The organism is Micromonospora sp. WMMD1102, assembly GCF_029626265.1.
Lineage (GTDB): Bacteria > Actinomycetota > Actinomycetes > Mycobacteriales > Micromonosporaceae > Plantactinospora.
On the sequence record NZ_JARUBN010000001.1, the window covers coordinates 8,150,790 to 8,167,715 of the forward strand.

At 68.6% G+C, this 16,926-nt stretch carries 20 protein-coding genes and 1 pseudogene; 11 read left to right on the forward strand and 10 right to left on the reverse strand.

Going from position 1 to position 16,926, the window contains the following annotated elements; translation table 11 throughout:
• Positions 1-45 precede the first annotated feature (45 nt).
• Genes O7626_RS37050 through O7626_RS37060 form a run of 3 tightly spaced genes read right to left on the reverse strand, consistent with a single transcriptional unit; the run spans position 46 to position 2,785 of the window.
• Positions 46-1,251 (reverse strand): restriction endonuclease subunit S, encoded by a 1,206-nt coding sequence (locus tag O7626_RS37050; RefSeq protein WP_278065590.1) that lies wholly within the window; start codon positions 1,249-1,251, stop codon positions 46-48.
• Positions 1,248-1,856, reverse strand: coding sequence for an N-6 DNA methylase (locus tag O7626_RS37055; protein WP_278065591.1), 609 nt, complete (start codon positions 1,854-1,856; stop codon positions 1,248-1,250). Before O7626_RS37055 ends, O7626_RS37050 begins: the two co-directional genes overlap by 4 nt.
• Entirely contained in the window at positions 1,811-2,785 is a 975-nt protein-coding gene (locus O7626_RS37060) for a class I SAM-dependent DNA methyltransferase (protein ID WP_278065592.1), read from the reverse strand. Before O7626_RS37060 ends, O7626_RS37055 begins: the two co-directional genes overlap by 46 nt.
• Positions 2,786-3,186: 401 nt before the next feature.
• Here O7626_RS37060 and O7626_RS37065 point away from each other — a divergent pair, with 401 nt between their 5' ends.
• From O7626_RS37065 to O7626_RS37085, 5 genes are all read left to right on the forward strand, one after another.
• Entirely contained in the window at positions 3,187-3,651 is a 465-nt protein-coding gene (locus O7626_RS37065) for a winged helix-turn-helix domain-containing protein (protein ID WP_278064424.1), read from the forward strand.
• The gene (locus O7626_RS37070; RefSeq protein ID WP_278065593.1) at positions 3,630-4,235 is read left to right on the forward strand and encodes a transposase; all 606 of its coding nucleotides are present in this window, start codon (positions 3,630-3,632) and stop codon (positions 4,233-4,235) included. The genes O7626_RS37065 and O7626_RS37070 overlap by 22 nt, the downstream gene beginning before the upstream one ends.
• A 97-nt stretch (positions 4,236-4,332) precedes the next feature.
• On the forward strand, positions 4,333-4,593 hold the full coding sequence (locus tag O7626_RS37075; protein WP_278065594.1) for a hypothetical protein: 261 nt from the start codon (positions 4,333-4,335) through the stop codon (positions 4,591-4,593).
• On the forward strand, positions 4,590-5,207 hold the full coding sequence (locus O7626_RS37080) for a hypothetical protein (RefSeq protein WP_278065595.1): 618 nt from the start codon (positions 4,590-4,592) through the stop codon (positions 5,205-5,207). The genes O7626_RS37075 and O7626_RS37080 overlap by 4 nt, the downstream gene beginning before the upstream one ends.
• Positions 5,200-5,640 carry a hypothetical protein gene (locus O7626_RS37085; RefSeq protein WP_278065596.1) on the forward strand — a complete coding sequence of 147 codons (441 nt, stop codon included), beginning with the start codon at positions 5,200-5,202 and terminating at the stop codon, positions 5,638-5,640. The genes O7626_RS37080 and O7626_RS37085 overlap by 8 nt, the downstream gene beginning before the upstream one ends.
• Before the next feature lie 60 nt (positions 5,641-5,700).
• Here the strand turns inward: O7626_RS37085 and O7626_RS37090 are convergent, their stop codons facing one another.
• Both O7626_RS37090 and O7626_RS37095 read right to left on the reverse strand, forming a co-directional pair.
• Positions 5,701-5,934, reverse strand: a complete 234-nt coding sequence (locus O7626_RS37090) for a winged helix-turn-helix domain-containing protein (protein WP_278065597.1) — start codon at positions 5,932-5,934, stop codon at positions 5,701-5,703.
• 350 nt (positions 5,935-6,284) lie between these two features.
• Positions 6,285-6,488 (reverse strand): DNA-binding protein, encoded by a 204-nt coding sequence (locus O7626_RS37095; protein WP_278065598.1) that lies wholly within the window; start codon positions 6,486-6,488, stop codon positions 6,285-6,287.
• Between the two features lie 135 nt (positions 6,489-6,623).
• Here O7626_RS37095 and O7626_RS37100 point away from each other — a divergent pair, with 135 nt between their 5' ends.
• The 4 genes from O7626_RS37100 to O7626_RS37115 all read left to right on the forward strand — a co-directional run bounded on the left by O7626_RS37100 (position 6,624) and on the right by O7626_RS37115 (position 8,572).
• Positions 6,624-7,259, forward strand: coding sequence for a hypothetical protein (locus tag O7626_RS37100; protein ID WP_278065599.1), 636 nt, complete (start codon positions 6,624-6,626; stop codon positions 7,257-7,259).
• Between the two features lie 198 nt (positions 7,260-7,457).
• Positions 7,458-7,724 carry a DivIVA domain-containing protein gene (locus tag O7626_RS37105; RefSeq protein ID WP_278065600.1) on the forward strand — a complete coding sequence of 89 codons (267 nt, stop codon included), beginning with the start codon at positions 7,458-7,460 and terminating at the stop codon, positions 7,722-7,724.
• Positions 7,721-8,191, forward strand: a complete 471-nt coding sequence (locus tag O7626_RS37110) for a hypothetical protein (protein ID WP_278065601.1) — start codon at positions 7,721-7,723, stop codon at positions 8,189-8,191. Before O7626_RS37105 ends, O7626_RS37110 begins: the two co-directional genes overlap by 4 nt.
• A gap of 243 nt (positions 8,192-8,434) precedes the next feature.
• Complete coding sequence (locus tag O7626_RS37115) at positions 8,435-8,572, forward strand: hypothetical protein (RefSeq protein WP_278065602.1); 138 nt, start codon at positions 8,435-8,437, stop codon at positions 8,570-8,572.
• A gap of 4 nt (positions 8,573-8,576) precedes the next feature.
• On the opposite strand, the gene O7626_RS37120 is transcribed toward O7626_RS37115, so the two are convergent.
• Together O7626_RS37120 and O7626_RS37125 are read right to left on the reverse strand one after the other, a co-directional pair.
• Positions 8,577-8,891, reverse strand: coding sequence for a helix-turn-helix transcriptional regulator (locus tag O7626_RS37120; protein ID WP_278065603.1), 315 nt, complete (start codon positions 8,889-8,891; stop codon positions 8,577-8,579).
• A pseudogene (locus O7626_RS37125) lies at positions 8,888-9,193 on the reverse strand (type II toxin-antitoxin system RelE/ParE family toxin); the annotation flags it as partial. The pseudogene O7626_RS37125 and the gene O7626_RS37120, both read right to left, overlap by 4 nt.
• A 276-nt stretch (positions 9,194-9,469) precedes the next feature.
• Between O7626_RS37125 and O7626_RS37130 the strand changes: the two are divergent.
• Together O7626_RS37130 and O7626_RS37135 are read left to right on the forward strand one after the other, a co-directional pair.
• Positions 9,470-11,404, forward strand: coding sequence for an HSP90 family protein (locus tag O7626_RS37130; protein ID WP_278065604.1), 1,935 nt, complete (start codon positions 9,470-9,472; stop codon positions 11,402-11,404).
• The gene (locus O7626_RS37135; RefSeq protein WP_278065605.1) at positions 11,401-13,494 is read left to right on the forward strand and encodes a hypothetical protein; all 2,094 of its coding nucleotides are present in this window, start codon (positions 11,401-11,403) and stop codon (positions 13,492-13,494) included. The genes O7626_RS37130 and O7626_RS37135 overlap by 4 nt, the downstream gene beginning before the upstream one ends.
• Positions 13,495-13,599: 105 nt before the next feature.
• On the opposite strand, the gene nagA is transcribed toward O7626_RS37135, so the two are convergent.
• From nagA to O7626_RS37150, 3 genes are all read right to left on the reverse strand, one after another.
• Positions 13,600-14,736 carry an N-acetylglucosamine-6-phosphate deacetylase gene (gene nagA, locus O7626_RS37140; RefSeq protein WP_278065606.1) on the reverse strand — a complete coding sequence of 379 codons (1,137 nt, stop codon included), beginning with the start codon at positions 14,734-14,736 and terminating at the stop codon, positions 13,600-13,602.
• A complete protein-coding gene (locus tag O7626_RS37145; protein WP_278066492.1) occupies positions 14,733-15,686 on the reverse strand; it encodes an ROK family protein in 954 nt (317 codons plus the stop codon). The genes nagA and O7626_RS37145 overlap by 4 nt, the downstream gene beginning before the upstream one ends.
• A 92-nt stretch (positions 15,687-15,778) precedes the next feature.
• Positions 15,779-16,708 (reverse strand): sugar isomerase, encoded by a 930-nt coding sequence (locus tag O7626_RS37150; protein WP_278065607.1) that lies wholly within the window; start codon positions 16,706-16,708, stop codon positions 15,779-15,781.
• Positions 16,709-16,926: the final 218 nt, after the last annotated feature.

Consider the following 16,926-nt stretch of genomic DNA (forward strand, 5'->3'; position numbering starts at 1 on the left):
GAAGATGATCTCCCCGGGAGGTGGGCAGCCCTCGATAGTGACACATCACAGCTCCCCGCGGAAAGCCCGATCCTGCAACGAGGCGAACAGCTCGTCCAGCTTGGACAGCTGCGACTGATGGGCCTCCCTTAATGTCTCTACCTCTGCAACCCGGTCTACGAAATTCCGCTGTAGATCGAGGGGAGGAACTGGGATCAACACTGAGCCGAGACCCTGGATATTAAGGTTGTACTGGCCCGCAGAAGTCTTGCAGCGCTCGCGCAGGGCCGCTCGCCCCGCAGTGCTACCCATGAATTCCCTTACGAAAATAGGAAGAACGAACTCGGTGGTTAGCCGCGTCCGGATCAAGTACGACGCATATATATATTGGCCTGTCGGAAAGCCGGCATGTTCCACGATATGCGGATCGAAGACTGCACATCGGCCCACGAAATCAGGGTTGCCATTTGTTCGCACAAACAGCAGGTCGCCCTCGGCTAATCTTAGACGATTGAAGTCGGAGGAAGACACCTCCACAAGTTTGATCTCAGATAGATCCAGTGCACCTCTAACTACATTCGGGATGCGTAGCGCGGGCCTGCCTTGGGCGCCTGACTTGTTCGATGTTCCGTAGCGGAACTCCGAGACTAGGTTTCTGAGCGGTGTCATCGGCCAGCTTTTCGGATTGGAACGCGGCTCACCGAACATCGACAAGAAGAGCGCCTGGCCGAGGCTATCGAGGTGGGCGAGTGCTTGGCGGCGCATAGCGCGTAGCTTGTCCGCCCGATCCAACACCTCGACAATCCTCCGCTGCTCTTCCATTGGCGGCAGGGGAATCTCGACAGATGAAACGACTGCCTTGGAGATTTCCTTGAATGTAGCACCGTTCCCGAGGCTATCAAGGTAGGATCGCTTCATTTGGAGCCAGTGGAAGAGATATTTTGCATTCAGTCGATCGGGGATTGGTGCAAGACTTTTGAATCCCTGATTCGTTGCCATCGGAACACTATTAATGGCAACATGACCAATAGGTGCACGGGAACTGAGCAGCACAGAACCTGCGGGAAGCACGGAGGTTGCACAGCTATTTAGGCCAGCTCGAGTGATCTTCCGTGGCGTGTCGTCAATGAATGCTCCAGAAAGACCGCTAACGTCTTTTGGTGTCGCCCATCGGATCTCTCCGTCCCAGTATTTCTTGACGTTCGTCTTGGGCGTGGCGCCTGACACGATCTCGCAGCAGTCGTCGAGTCTACTAGTCTGCCAGCCGCTCATCCGAGCAGCGCCTTCAGATTCGACGTTCCCTGCTGGATCTCGGCTTCAATCCGTTCGAGGTCTGCCAAGATCTCCAGAGGTGTGCGGTATCTTATCTTCTCGTGAATTACCTCTTTGTAGCGGCTGAGGCTGAGGTCGTAGTCCTGGGCGACGATGTCGTCCTTCGGAACACAGAAGCTCTGCTCGTTCCGTGCCCGCTTCAGTTCGGTGCCGTTCCGTTCCGCCCATCGCGCTAGGACATCCGGCAGGTTGTTCTTCGGATGGTCCGCCTCTGTGAAGTCAAGTGACGGCGTCGGGCCAAGCTTCTCGCCTGTGAGTAATGGAGCCCTCTTGTCGTCGAGACTCCACCCATCGGCGGTCACCTCGTAAAACCAGACGTTGTCGGTGCCACCGCTGTTAGTCTTCGTGAAGAAGAGGATGGCAGTCGACACCCCAGCATACGGCTTGAAGACGCCACCGGGAAGCTTGACGATCGCGTCGAGCTTATGGTCGTCCACGAGCATCCGACGAAGTTCTTTGTGGGTCTTGGTCGATCCAAAAAGGACTCCATCGGGTACGATCACCGCTGCTTGGCCGCCGGGCTTGAGTAAACGCAGGAGAAGCACCAGGAACAGCAGTTCGGTCTTCTTGGTCTTGACGATCTGGAGCAGTCCCTCGCCGTGCTCTCGTAGTCAAGGCTCCCGGCAAAAGGCGGGTTGGCGAGGATGACCGAGTACTTCTCGGCCTCGTCACTGACACTCTGCGCGAGCGAGTCGCGGTACTCGATGACCGGATGTTCGACACCGTGCAGCAGCATGTTCATGCTGCCGACTCGGAGCATCGTGCTGTCGAAGTCGAAGCCGTGGAACATGTCGTGGTGGAAGTGATGGTTGCGCTTGGGGTCGTGGAAGGCGTGCGGGTGTTCGCGCCGGACGTACTCGCTGGCCTCCATTAGGAACCCGGCGGTGCCACACGCCGGGTCGCAGATGGTGTCGTCCGGTCCGGGGCCGATCATCTCGACCATGAGGCGGATGATGTGCCGAGGAGTCCGAAACTGTCCGTTGTGGCCGGCGCTGGCGATCTTGCCGAGCATGTACTCGTATAGGTCGCCCTTGGTGTCGCGGTCGTCCATCGACACGTCGTCGAGCATGTCGACCACGCGCGACAGCAGGGCGGCGTTGGGGACGGTGAACCGGGCGTCCTTCATGTGGGTGGAGTAGGTGGAGCTGTCACCACCGAGCGTGCGCAGGAACGGGAAGACGTGTTGCCCGACGATCTCGAACATCTCGCCCGGCTCGGCGTTCTTAAAGCGCGACCAGCGTAGGTCCTTGTACGATCTGCCGAGCGGGTCGGTCCCGTCGGGGTAGATCGGGCGCTCGATCGGCCTGCCCGTCCGGGTGGCCTTGTTCTCCGCGAGTTCGTGCAGCTCATCCAGCCTACGGATGAAGAGTAGGTAAGTGATCTGCTCGATCACCTCAAGCGGGTTGGAGATGCCACCGGACCAGAAGGCATCCCAGATCCGGTCTATCCGACTCTTCAGCTCACCAGTGATCACGTAGCTACTTCCCCAGGTCTTCAGTACATGAAGGACGTTCGAGGACGTAGGGTACGCCGATCCGTCGATGGGTGAGGTCAGGCGTCAGGCCGGACGCCCGGCACCGGGAGCCGATTGAGGAAAGCTGCCCGGTCACCGCCCGTTGCTAGAGGGCTGACGCGGCGTGGCTGTTTCGGTAGGGTCGGCGGCATCCGTGACGTCGGGAAGGACCCCAATGCCCCTTGTCGTCGTTCCAGTGGGCTTCAGCCGTGTAGCGCACCACTGGTATGCGCGGCCGACCGACCCGGAGCGCGGGCCGTCCGATACAGAGGTTGAAAGGCTGACGGTCGTCGGCGTGTCTGCGTGATCTGCGTCGATGGTTTCGGTAGGCCGGAGGCATGAGGTATCCGGCTGGTGGTGGCATGAACGCGGCAGCCCGGGTCCGGCGTGAGAAGGTCCGGATGCAGGCCGCGGCCATGTTCGAGGAGTCCAAACCGTCCACGCAGATCGCTGCTGAGCTGCGAGTTTCCCCAAAGTCGGTCCGTGAGTGGAGACGTCGCTGGGCTGCCGGCGGGACTGCGGCTCTGGCATCGTCGGGGCCGGGTGGTTCGGACTGCAAGCTCTCCGAAGAGCAGCTCGGTGAGCTTGCCGACCTGCTCGACCGGGGGCCGGTGGAGCAGGGCTGGCCCGACGCCCGGTGGACTCTGGCGCGGGTCGTCGAGGTGATCGAACGTCGTTTCGGCGTCTCCTACACGCTGCGCGGGGTGTCCTACCTGCTGCACCGCATCGGCTACCGCCAGCAGGTCCCGACCCGACGGGCGATCGAACGCGACCCCGAGGCGATCGCGACCTGGCACCGCAGGCGGTGGCCGTCGGTAAGAGGTTAGCCGCGGCCCGCGGCGCCTGGATCTGCTTCCAGGACGAGGCCGGCCAGGTGCTGCGCCCGCCGGTAGCCAAGACCTGGGCACGCCGCGGCCGCACACCCGTCGTGGAGATCTCCGGCAAGGGCTCCGGACGGGTGTCGATCGCCGGCCTGGTCTGCCTCAAGCCCGGCGAACGCGGCCGGCTGATGTGGCGCACGCGGCTGCACCGCGGCCGCAAAGGCGAACGCGGCAGCTTCAGCGAGGACGACTACATCGCCTTCCTCGGCCAGGCTCACCAGCGGTTACGTACACCGATCGTGCTGATCTGGGACAACCTCAACACCCACGTCAGCCGCCGCATGCACGCCCTGATCGCGGCCCGGCCGTGGCTGACCGTGATCCGGCTGCCGTCGTACGCACCCGATCTCAACCCGACCGAAGGAGTCTGGCGATGGATAAAACGCGGCCTGACCAACATCGCCGCCCACGGCGCCGACCACCTCGCCGACCTGGTCAAACACCGCCTACGCGCCTGCCAGCAACAGACCGATCTCCTCGCCGGCTTCTTCGCCAACACCGGCATGACCCTCGACCCCGAACCACCGTGACAGCCCGAACCTCAGCCTTTCAACCTCTGTAGCAGTCGCGTGCCCCCTGCCCGCCAACGTGGACCGATCGAGGTCGGGCGATCGTGATCGAGGCGCTGTGAGTGTCGGAGAGGCGAAGGCAAGGCTTCAGCAGGGCGTCGAGTCGGCCGGTGTAGCTAGAACGATCATCGAGGCCATCGCAACCGATACCGGGGACGCCGCTCGGCTCGCTCAAACCACTCTGTACGACAGCGAGCACCCCGAGGCTACGAGAGCGTTGGCGTGTCTGAAGTCGGCTACCGATGAGTTGGATCTGGTCGTCCGGCGCATCGACATCAGTGTCGAGGCCGCCAACGAGTACCGGGAGACGCTTGGATGACCAGCGTCGGTGAGGTCGTCGCTCAACTGAAGGCAGTGGTTGAGCGCCTGGACCGCGCGGTTGTCGCTACTGGACGCGGCCAGGCCGAGACGGGACAGGCCCGCGACCTGTTCGCCGAGGTGGGGCAGGGCAGCGATCATCGGCTGATCCGGACGGCAGTGACGGCGAGCAGTGAGGCGGCAGCCAAGTCCGAAAAGGCGGCCCGTCTCCTGGCAGAGGCCGCCGGTCACCTAGCCGCCTACGCCAACGTGATCGCTCCCGGCTCGGCCATCTCAAAGGATCAGGCCACCGATGCGGGTCCCTCAGGCGAGCAGCTTGTCAGTGAGGCTGAGAAGGTTGAACGCGGCCTCCGTGGGTTCAGCAGGAGGATCGCGCAAAAGGCGGAGTCGGCTGGGGAGACGGGCAAGAAGCTGGTTGACTTCCTGGCGGAGTCGAAACCGTCGGGCACCGCCTCGACCACCCAACCGTTGCCTCCGACGCCGAGGAATCCGACAACGGCAGGGACGCCGGGTGACGCGGCTGAAGCTCTGGTCGTGACGGCTGCTGCGGTGGTGGCGGTCGCCCTGAAGGCTGCAAGCTCGCGAAGGAAGAGGAAGGAACCAAAGCGTGACTGACCGGACGGCCTACCTTGAACTCATACGAGAGCTGGTCAACGGCGACGCGGAGGCATACCGCGAGCGCTGTGCGGAACTGGACGAGAAGGGCTGGGACGAGCTTGGAATCGTCGTGGGTGCTGCCTTCTTCCTCGCCGCACGCCAGCGCCGGGTGACCTTCCAAGACGAAGCAGCCATCATCCGGTACGTTGCAGAGACCCGTGCCGAGATGGCGGACACCAGCTTCGACCTTGATCCTGCGGTGGCTGAGAAGCTTTTCGCGGCGACGACAACGGGTGATACTGACGAGCTGGACAACGTTGATCCCAACCTCATCATCGAGTCCGAGATGTTGCTGCTGTGGAAGCTGCTCAGGCCACTGTCGGCAGATGAGCTGTCGCGGTTCCTGGCTGAGGTCGACTCGCTCTCGGCGCAGTGGGCTGAAGGGGAGTAGCTTCAACGGGCTCGTTTGTCGGCGCCGTTAGGCGTGCGTGGGATCGAGTAGCGGTTTGATCTACGCCTGTGGCGGATTCTCTGCCACGTAGGTGCCCTTGCCCGGGTGGCTCTCGATGAAGCCGCGTTCGCGGAGGACGCGCAACGCCGCCTGCGCAGTCGAGAGGCCGACCTTGTAGTGCTCGGCGAGCTGACTGTAGGTCGGCAGCTTGTCGCCAGGTGTCAGCTCACCGCTGCGGATCTGTTCGGTTATGCCGTTCACGATCCGCAGGTAGTCGGGCGTCCTGATGGTCATGGTGGTACTCCTCGCTCGGCACCACTAGTTGACCACGGCACGCAAGCCATGCACAACAAGGCCGACAACCTCATTGACCTCATTGCCCTCATTGACTTCGTTGATATGCCCGAGTAGCGTGACTCGGCGTGCGGCACTCCTCGCTCGGCAAGCCAGGCGTTCCGCTCCCCCCGGGTGGCCCTGCCCGGGAACGTGCCGGGGTGGCTGTCGGCCACCGAGTAGTGACCCGAACCTGCTTTGTGGTTCGGGCTGCCCCGGCCCGACACGCGGATCTCTAGCGGAAGGAGATTCTGGCCCGTCCGCCGGCGGCGATGGTCACGCCTCCCGCAAGCTCCGCGCTGGTATTCGGGTTACTGCTCGTCGTCGCCCTCGCCGACCAGCTCCGGGCGGTGTTTCGCGATCCACTTCTCGACGTCGGACGCGCGCCACACCTTGCCCTGTTGCAGTTCGGCGATCGGTGCCGGAAACGCCCGGTGGGACGTGATGGCGTAGACCCGTTGCCGGCTGATCCCACCCAGCCGCATCCGGATCTCGTGTGCGCCCATCAGTCGCATGACCGTGACCGTAGGCGCCCGTCAAGAGGCGCAAGTCAACTTGTCAGACAGCAACATGCTGAACACTCTTGACTAGTACTGTAGTCACCAGTCAACGTAGGAAACATCGAATGAGCGGCCAACGGAAGGGTTGCCATGTTCAGCGCTGACCTGGAGTCGACCACCACCACACCGCCCCCGGAGGCGGCCACCACCGAGGACGCACCAGCCGAAACACCAGCCACGACACCGGTCGCCGTGCCGGCCCAGGACGTGCCCGTGGACACGCCGGAGGCGAGTGCGGCGTGGGCGGCGGAGCAGGTCGCGGGCGAACTGCGGGACGCCTGCCTGACCGTCGCGGCGGCCGGCGCGCTGCTCGAACGGACCGGTGCCGGCTCGGCGCACCCGGAGCTGCGGCAGGCCCGCCGCTGCACCGAGGACGCGCTCGACCTGGCGCACCACGCGGAGCGGTTGGTCGGCAGCGGCATCCGCCGGGTGCACGAGCGCTTCGGTCGCGACGACGTGACGAGCATCGGGCAGGTCGCCGGCACCCTCAATATCTCGCAGACCCAGTTCGCCGAGGCGGCCGAGCGGATCGCCGGGCTGCCCGACCGGCTGCGCGGGGCCGGGCAGCGGCTCCGGGACGCGGGCGACCCCGACTGTTCCACCGACACCGTGACCGAGCAGTGGTCGCAGGCCGCCGACCAGCTCGGCCTGATGACGGCCAGCCTGACCGAGGCGGCCGGCGCGCTTGCCTCGTACACCGATCGGTTGACCGGCGCGACCAGCTAGAGCCTCTTCCGGGCGCCGTGAGGGCATGGCGGCCGGAAGCGGGAAAAGGGCCCGGGGCGGATGCCGGGCTCCGGTCGCCGGCTGTCCGGACAGCCGGCGACCGACCCCGTCCGCCTCGGCGCCGCCCGCCCGCCACCCCTCCCGGAGGACCGACATGCGACGACAGCCCAGCGCGCCGGCAGCGGGCCGGAGGCCACGATGATCTATCGAGCCCGGCGGCGCATCGAGCCGCCCCAGGTCCGTGCCGCCACCTTCGGTGCGCGGTGGCGCGGCCTAGACCCCGAAGAGGTGTACGCCTACCTCGGCCGCCTCGCCGACGAACTGGAGTACCTGCGGCAGGCCGAGAACATGGCCCGCACCGAGGTGGAGCGCTTCCGGCAGGCGCTGCGGCAGTGGCAGACCCGGCACGCCCGCTGCTGGATCGTCGACCCGCACCGACACACGCCGAACCGGGGGCACTGGTGAACGGAGCCGACCTCGACGCGCCCGCCCCGGCCAGCCGCTGGACCGGCTATCTCGAACTGATCCGGGAACTGGTCAGAGGCGACGCGGAGGCATACCGCAAGCGGTGCGCGCAACTGGACGAGACCGGCTGGGCGGACCTGGGGCTGGTGGTCGGCGCCGCGTTCTTCCTCGCCGTCCGGCTGCGTCCGCGTGCGTTCCCGGACCGGGTGGAAATCATCTGGTACGTCGCCGACGCCCGTGCCGAAATGGCCGACACAAGCTTCGACGTCGACCCGAGAACCGCCGAACGGCTCATCGGGGCTGCCACCATCAGCGACGCCGACGACCTGGACGACCTCGACCCCGACGCCGTCATCGAGGCCGAGATGCTGCTGCTCTGGAAACTCCTCCGGCCACTCTCCGACGACGAGCTGTCCGGTTTCCTGGCCGAGGTCGACGTGCTCGCGACCCGGTGGGCAGCGGACTAGCAGTACCGAACCCGCGCAACCCTTACCCAGAGCGCTGGAGTGCCTTGCGCCAAGCCGGTGCGATGCGGTGCCGGGTAGATCCGGACGAACACGCGGACCACTGGCAGGGCGCGGTCAACTACGTCAACGACACCGCAGAGCTGTCGGCTGTGTTGCGATCCTGGGAGGACCGGTTCGGTGCTCGGCTGATAGGGGTCGGATTCGCCGAGCTGTATCTGAGCGTGGCCGCCCTACCATCAGATCGTGCGGAGGCCACCCGGGTGGCGGCGGAGCACTTCGCGTTCTGCCCGGACAACGTCTGGCAAGCAGGGCGCGCACACGCTCACCGCCTACGCCGAGCGGCTGATGAACGCCCCGATCTGGAGCTTCTGGTGGGACTGACACCTCATGCGATCTGGCGTAGGTCGTTGCCGTAGTCGAAGATGATCCGCATCCGTGCACCGAGCGCACGAGCGTAACGACTCAGCGTGGCAACCTCGTTGACGTCCAGGTCGCCGTTCTCGATCTGGCTGACACGACCGGGCGTCACGCCCATCAGTTCAGCAACCTGACGTTGGGTGAGGCCCAGCCGCTTGCGTTCCTCAGCCAGGTGGAAAGCGTTGCCCCACGCCTCGGTGCGGGCACGTTCCACGGCGAGCGCGTCGTCGTCACCATCGTGCAGCTCCGCGCGGACTTCCTCCCAATCGTGGAACTCGCTCACGATTCCTCCTCCCTCCGTTTTCTCTCGGAAGCCAACCAGTTCTCGTACGCGATTTCCGCTATCGGGATCATCGCTTCGTACCATCGCGACCAGTTGCCGGCCTTGTTGCCACCAACCAGCAGCACCGCCTGGGACCAGGGGTCGACGACGAAGATGACCCGGATTGCGACGTCGCGGCCCGACCTCGGCCGCAACTCCTTCAGGTTGCCGATGTTCGAGTCCCGCAGCGTGTCGACAAGTGGGCGACCGAGCCCGGGCCCGACTTCGGCAAGCATGTCGATGACGACGTTGACAGACCGGTACGCGTCCGCGTCCGACTAGCGCAGGGTACGGAGCCACTCGCGGACGTCGGTTGTCACCTTGATCGTCCAACGGTGGGTCGGCTCGGGCGGCACCAGCAAACTATAGCCCGATCTATACCCGCTCGCGCTCAGGTGGGACGACAAATGTCTCGGCACGCCATGCCAGTGGGGTTGCGCGGTGGCCCCGGATGCCTGCCCCGACAACCGGGTGTCGTCAGTCGGAGCGGGACGGTACTGTGCACTCGCCTTGGCGCGCGAACGGGGAGGGCTGCTCGGGTGGGATACACGTTCCATGTCGATCTGCGGGGCATTGTCGATCTGCTCAGCCATCATCTCTATGCCAGTCCGCAAGTCTACGTCCGGGAGCTGATGCAGAACGCGGTTGACGCGATCGCCGCCCGGCGGATCGGCGAGCCCGGCGTCCGGGGCGACGTCCGGTTCGAGTCACCCACCTCGACCGGCGACGGGACGCTGCGGATCCACGATTCCGGCATCGGGCTGACCGAGGAGCAGGTGCACGAACTGCTCGCCACCATCGGCCGCAGCTCCAAGCGGGACGACTTCGGCTTCGCCCGGCAGGAGTTCCTCGGCCAGTTCGGCATCGGCCTGCTCTCCTGCTTCCTGGTCGCCGACGAGATCCGGGTCTGGACCCGGCAGGGCGACGCCCCCACAGTGGAGTGGACCGGCTATGCCGACGGCCGCTACGAGGTCGAGCTGGCACCCGCCGACCGGCAGCGCCCCGAACCGGGCACCACCGTCACCCTGGCGCCCCGGCGGGACATGGAGCACTGGCTGGACGCCGAGACCGTGCACCGGCTCGCCGCGCTCTACGGCTCGATGCTGCCGATCCCGGTACGCGTCGACGACCTGCCGGTCACCGCCGGGCCGGCACCCTGGGAGACGGATCCGGCGGAGAGCGGCCTCGCCCGGCGGAGCCGGCTGGCGACGTACGCCCAGGAGGTTTTCGGGTTCACGCCGTTCGCCACAGTCGACCTGGCGGTGCCGGAGGCGGGGCTGCGGGGTGTCGCCTTCGTGCTGCCGGCCCCGGCGAACCCGGCGACCCGGGTCGCGCACCGGGTCTACCTCAAGCGGATGCTGCTGTCGGAGAGCATCGAGGGGCTGCTGCCGGAGTGGGCGTTCTTCGTCCGCTGCGTGGTCGACACCAGCGAACTGCGGCCGACCGCCAGCCGGGAGGCGCTCTACGAGGACTCGTTGCTGGAGCAGGTGCGCGAGGCCCTCGGCGACCGGTTGCGCGGCTGGCTGACCCAGCTCGGCCGGAGCGGGTCGCAGCAGCTCGCCGAGTTCCTCCGGATCCACCATCTCGGGGTCAAGGCGCTTGCGGTGCACGACGACGAGATGCTGCGCCTGGTCGACCAGTGGTGGCCGTTCGACACCAACCAGGGCCGGCTCACCCTCGCCGAGTTCCGGGACCGGTTCGGAGCCGTCCGCTACACCCCCTCGGTCGACGAGTTCCGGCAGATCGCCTCGGTCGCCGCCGCCCAGTCGATTCCGGTGGTGAACGCCGGCTACGTCTACGAGGCCGAGCTGGTGGCCCGGCTGCCGGACCTCGACCCGGCGATCCAGGTCGAGGCGCTCAGCTCGACCGACCTCGCCGCCGAGCTGGAGCCCCTCGACCCGGCGACCGCGCTGACCGTACGCCCGTTCCTGGCCACCGCGCAGCGCACCCTGGACCGGTTCGGCGTCGAGGTGCAGGTCAACGCCTTCGACCCGATCAGCCTGCCCGCGCTCTATCTGCTGGACGGCGACACCGCCCTGCAGATGGACCTGCGGCAGCGGCAGCAGGAGGCCGACGAGACGTGGACGGCGATCCTCGGATCGCTCACCGCCGGGCACGACGACCGGCCCCGGCTCGTCCTCAACCACCGCAACCCGCTGGTCCGGCAGGCGATCGGCGTCGGTGACGAACAGCTGACCGTGCTGGCTGTCGAAGGTCTGTACGTCCAGGCCCTGCTCCTCGGCCATCAGCCGCTGCGCCCGGTCGACACCGCCGCGCTCAACCAGTCCTTCCTCGGGCTGCTCGGCAGGGCGATGGCCGCCGGCACCGAGCCGTCGAAGTCCGAGCCGCCGTCGAAGTCCGAGCCGCCGTCGAAGTCCGAGCCGCCGTCGAAGTCCGAGCCGCCGTCGAAGTCCGAGCCGCCGTTGAAGTCGGAGTCGGAGTCGGAGCCGTCGGGGTCGGAGGAGGACCGGTGACCGCCTCGGAGCACGACCTGCAGGAGATGCTCCATCAGGCGTGGAGCCTGCCGGACGGCCCGGCCCGGTTCGCCGCGCTGGACACGGTGTTCCGGCACGCCGACGCCGCCGGAAACGTCGAGTTCGCCTTCCGGGCCCGGATGAACTCCATGAGCGGGTTCCACCACGGCGGCGACCCGACCCGGCTCTTCCTCGCCTTCTCCTGGTGCCTGGCCACCTTCGACAAGCAGCCGGAGGTGGCCCACCAGCACGATGCCCGCTCGCTGCTCTGGAACTTCAAGTGGGTCGTCTGGTCCCTGCCACAGTTTCCGGAGATCCCGCTGGAGCGCACCGCGGCGGTGCTCGACGACATGGAACGCCGCTATCTGCTGGGCGGGCACAGCCTGCACGCCGTCTACCAGCACCGATGGCTGGTGGCACACCACGTCGGGGACTTCGCCGCCGCCCAGGAGTGGTACGACCGGCTGCTCACGGCGCCCCGGGACAGCCTCTCCGACTGCGGGGCCTGCGTACCCTCCGGTCAGGTCCGCCACCTGGTCTCCCTCGGCCGGTACGAGGAGGCGAACACGGTCGGCGAGCCGTACAAGCGGGGCGGATGCACCGAGCAGCCACAGTGGATGCTCGCCGAGCTGCTGCCGGCGATGCTGCACACCGGCCGGCTCGACGACGCGGTCGACGCGTTCCGGCGCGGCTACGCGCTGGTCCGCAACGACCGCCACCATCTCGACAACATCGGCCGCTACCTGCACTTCTGCGGGCTCACCGGTAACGAGACGCACGGGCTGGAGCTCGTCGAGCGGCATCTCGGGTGGCTGGAGCGGCCGTCGTCGCCGTACGCGGCGATGGAGTTCGCCTCGGCCGCGGCACAGATACTCGGTCGGCTGCGGGCGGCCGGACACGGCGACCTGGTCGTGCGGCGCCGGCTCGACGACGGCCGGCGCGAGGAGACGAGCGTGGCCCGGCTGCACGACGAGCTTGTCGCGCACGCGCGGGAACTGGCCGCCCGGTTCGACGCCCGCAACGGCAACACCCACCAGAGTGCCCGGGTCGAGGCACGGATGGCGGCTGAGCCGGTGGTCGACCGGCTACCGCTGACCGTGCTCGCCGGCCGGGCAGCGGCCGACCAGGGCAATCCGCTGCGGAAAACCCTCGACCGGCTGCTGGAGCGGCTCGCCGGAGAACTCGCCGCAGGTGACGAGACCGGAGCGGCCCGGACCCGGTTCGAGGTCGCCCGGACGCTGCACGAGGGGAGCGGCGACTGGCAGGACGCGGTGGAGGCGGCCGAGGAGGCGCTGCGGTCACTTGCCGGGGCCGGGCTGACGGATCTGACGTTGAGCTGTCGATACCTGCTCTGGCAGCTCTATTCCGGCCGGATCTACCAGCACTGCGCCGAGGTAGCCGAGCAGCTCGCCGCACTGGTGGCCGCCGAGCGGCTGCCGGCGGAGGTGCCGGCGGTCGAGGTGCTGCTGGAGGGGGCGGCTGACCGGACCCCGGCTTCCGAGGCCGTCGACTGGTTGATCGAGGCGGCCGACCGGCACCGGATCCGGGCCGTGGACGGAAGTCAGGCCGGGGACGAAGATCCGATCGCGGGTGAGTTCCGTACGTTGCGCAAGGCGCTCGTCCGGCTGTCGGGCCAGCCGGCAGGCGAACTCGGCCTGGCCGTGCTGGCCCGGATCGACGGGCTGCTTCCGGCGGGCCAGACCAACGGGCTGCTCCCGGCGGCCCCCGGTACGTCGGCGGAAGACCTTGTCATCCTCCACCAGGCGGCGGCAAAGGTGCTGGCCGGAGCTGACCGGTTCGACGAGGCGATGTCGCGGCTGGACCAGGCGGTGGCCCTGCTCGGTGACCTTTCGGATCCGGAGCAGGCGGCGGAGATCCGCGGCAGCCGGGCCCGGCTGCTGCTGCACGCCGGTCGGCCGGCCGAGGCGGAGGACGAGGCAAGGGCGGCGATCGGCGCCGATCCCGACTCGTGGGCCGGGCCGATCCTGCTGGTCAAGGCTCTTCGGGCGCAGGACAGGCAGGACGAGGCCGCCCGGGTGATGACCGACCACGACCTCGACGAGGAGGATCTGGACTACGACGACGAGTGACGGTCACGATCCCCTGTGGGCAGGTGCGCTGCCGATCCTCGCACCTGCCCGGGCTGTAGGCGGATCGAGTTGTCCGCTCCCTGACCGAGTCGTCCGGAGTGGACGTCAGTCCGTCCACTCGCCGCCGCGCATCACCTGGACGACGTTCAGGTCGTCGTCCAGCACCACCACGTCGGCCCGCCAGCCGGGCAGCAGGGCACCGATCCGCCGTTCGCCGAGCCCGATCGCCCGGGCCGGGGTGGTGGCGGCCATCCGGCAGGCGTCCACCATCGGGATGCCGGCCGCCACCGCCGCGCGCAGTGCCACGTCCATGGTCAGCACGCTGCCGGCGATCGCGCCAGGGGAGGAGGCCGGCGAGGAGTCCGGGGTGGCCAGCCGGACCGTACCGTCGGCCACCACGACCGGCTGGCCGCCCAGCTCGTACTCGCCGTCCGGCATCCCGGCCGCCGCCATCGCGTCGGTGATCAGGGCCGCCCGGTCCGGCCCGGCGACCCCGGCGGCGAACGCCAGGGTGCCCTCGTGCAGGTGTACGCCGTCGGCGACCAGTTCGCAGACCACGTTGGGCGAGCCGAGCAGCGCGAAGACCGGCCCCGGCTCCCGGTGGTGCGGGCTGGGCATGCCGTTGAAGAGGTGGGTCGCGACGGTCGCCCCGGCGATCACCCCGGCGCCGACCTGTTCGTAGCTGGCGTCGGTGTGCCCGATCGCGGCGACGACCCGCCGGGAGACGAGCAGCTCGATCGCGGCCAGCGCACCGGGCAGTTCGGGGGCGAGGGTGACCATCCGGACCGTACCGTCGCCGAGGGCGAGCAGTTCGGTCAGCTCGTCCAGCGACGGGTCGCGGAGGAACTTCGGGTTCTGTGCCCCGCAGCGCACCCCGGACAGGTACGGCCCCTCGTAGTGCACGCCGGCCAGCACGCCCTCCTTGACCAGCGGCGCGTACGCCTCGGTGGCCTCCCGCATCAGCTCGTGGGGTGAGCTGACCAGGCTGGCCAGCATGCTCGTGGTGCCGTGTCCGAGGTGGAAGGCGGCAGCGGCCCGCGCCTCGTCGGCGCCCCCGGTGGTGAAGGTGTGTCCGCCGCCGCCGTGGCTGTGTATGTCGACGAAGCCGGGCACGATCCAGTGCCCGTCCCGGATCGACGGGTACTCGGCGACCGCCGAGATCCGGTCGCCTTCCAGCTCCACGCATCCCTGGCGGATCACGCCGGTCGGGGTTACCACCTTGCCACTGATCCGGGCGGTCATGTCGTCTCCTCGCTGTCTTCCGACCGGGCGATTGCGTCGCTGTCTTCCGACCGGTCGATTGCGTCAAGGGCGAGCAGGGCGGCGCCGAGCGAGCCGGCCTTGTCGCCGAGGGCCGCGCGCAGCAGCCGGGGCTCGGTCTGGAAGGTCAGCCGCTGCCGCAGCGCCACCCCGAGCGGGTCGAGCAGCGCGGCGCCGGCCTCGGCCAGCCCGCCGCCGAGCACGACGGCCTCGGTGTCGTAGAGCGCCTGCGCGACGGCCAGCCCGTCGGCCAGGGCGTCGACCGTCTCCCGCCACACCCGCGCGGCGGCCTCCTCACCGCCGGTCGCCCGGCTGACCACCTCGGCGGCGGTGACCGGGACACCGGCCAGTGCCGTGTAGCGCCGGCCGACGGCGGCGGCCGAGGCGACCGCCTCCAGGCAGCCGAGCCGTCCGCAGCCGCAGCGCGGCCCGTCGGGGCGGACGACGACGTGGCCCAGCTCGCCGGCGGCACCGTGCGCCCCCGGGAAGGCCGCGCCGTCGACCACGTGTGCGGCGGCGATCCCGGTGCCGATGGCGAGGAAGAGCACGTGCCGGATGCCACGTCCGGCGCCGAGCCGCGCCTCGGCGAGGCCGCCGGCCCGCACGTCGTGGCCGAGCGCCGCCGGCAGCCCGAGCCGCGCTCCGACCAGCTCCCGCAGAGGTACGTCCCGGAAGCCCAGGTTGGCCGACCAGACCGCCCGGCCGGTGGTCTCGTCGACCACCCCCGGCACGGCGAGCCCGACCGCGACCGGGGTCAGTCCGTCGGCCCGCGCCTTGCCGGCGAGTCCCTCGGCCACGTCGAGGATGCTGCCGACCACCGCCGCCGGCCCGCGCTCGGCACCGGTGGGGTGCCGTTCGGTGTGCGCGACGCACCCGTCGGGGCGGACGAGGGCGCACTTCATCCCGGTACCGCCGACGTCGAGGGCGACCACGACCTGCCCGCCCCGACCGCTGCCGTCGCCCCGACCGCTGCCGTCGCGCGGGCCGCCTCCGGCGGTCGGCTGCGGTGGCCCGGCGGGGTAGGTCACGTGAGTACCACGGAACGGCTGAGGTGCCGGGGTGCATCCGGGTCGAGGCCGCGCCCCTTGGCCAGGGCGACCGCGAAGCGCTGCGCCAGGATCAGGTCGGCCATCGGGTCCACCGGGGTACGCCCGGCCGCCCAGCCGCCGATCACCGCGTGCACGCCGTGGGTCCGGCTGTGCACGAAGGCGGCCCCGGTGGCGGCGATGTCCTCGGCCAGCCCGTCCGGGATCTCGCCGAACGCCCAGACCACCCGCCCCGGGCCGGCGATCGAGATGGGGCCGTGCCGGTAGTCCATCGCCGGGTACGCCTCGGCCCAGGCGGTCGCCGCCTCGCGGCACTTCAGCGCCGCCTCGTGGGCGATCCCGACCGTCCAGCCCCGGCCGAGGAAGGTGATCTGCTCGACCCGGGCGGGGTCGAACGGCAGCGGGGCGCGTACCGCCACCTCGGCGTCGGCGGCCAGTGCCGAGACCTCGGTGCCGAGGTGGGCGCGGAGCAGGGCCAGGGCGCTGGTGGCGAACCGGGTCTGCACCACCGAGCGCTCGTCGGCGAAGGGCATCGGCACGGCCTGTCCGGCGAGGTCCACGGCCGGCGAGGCGGGGTCGCCGACCAGTACGGTGCTCGGCCGACGGTCGCGCAGCGCGGCGAGGATGTCCAGCACCTCGGTGGTGGTGCCGGAGCGGGTGATCGCCAGCACCCGGTCGTAGCGGCGGTCGAGCGGGAACTCGGAGGCCTGGAAGGCGTCGGTCTCGCCATGCCCGGCGCGCTCGCGCAGCACCGCGTACGCCATGGCCATGAACCAGGAGGTGCCGCAGCCGACGACGGCGACCCGCTCGCCGGGCCGGGGTAGCGCGGCGGTGGAGTCGGCGGCCAGCGCGGCGGCCTGTCGCCAGCACTCGGGCTGACTGCTGATCTCCGCGTCGACGTGGCCCATCGCAGCTCCTCGCGGGGCGGGAAGCCGCACCGGCGGACGGCGCCATGTGACGGCGGACCGGCCTGCGCAATACGGCTCGGTTAGACGATCTTTCGCGCGTTATTCTGCGCGAAACATGACGGTGGTGGCAACCGCGCGCAGCTTTGCGCAGCACAAAGTTTTGCGGCCGGGCGTTTCGCGCACTATCGTGCACGGAATCTCCGCAACGGAGCTGGATC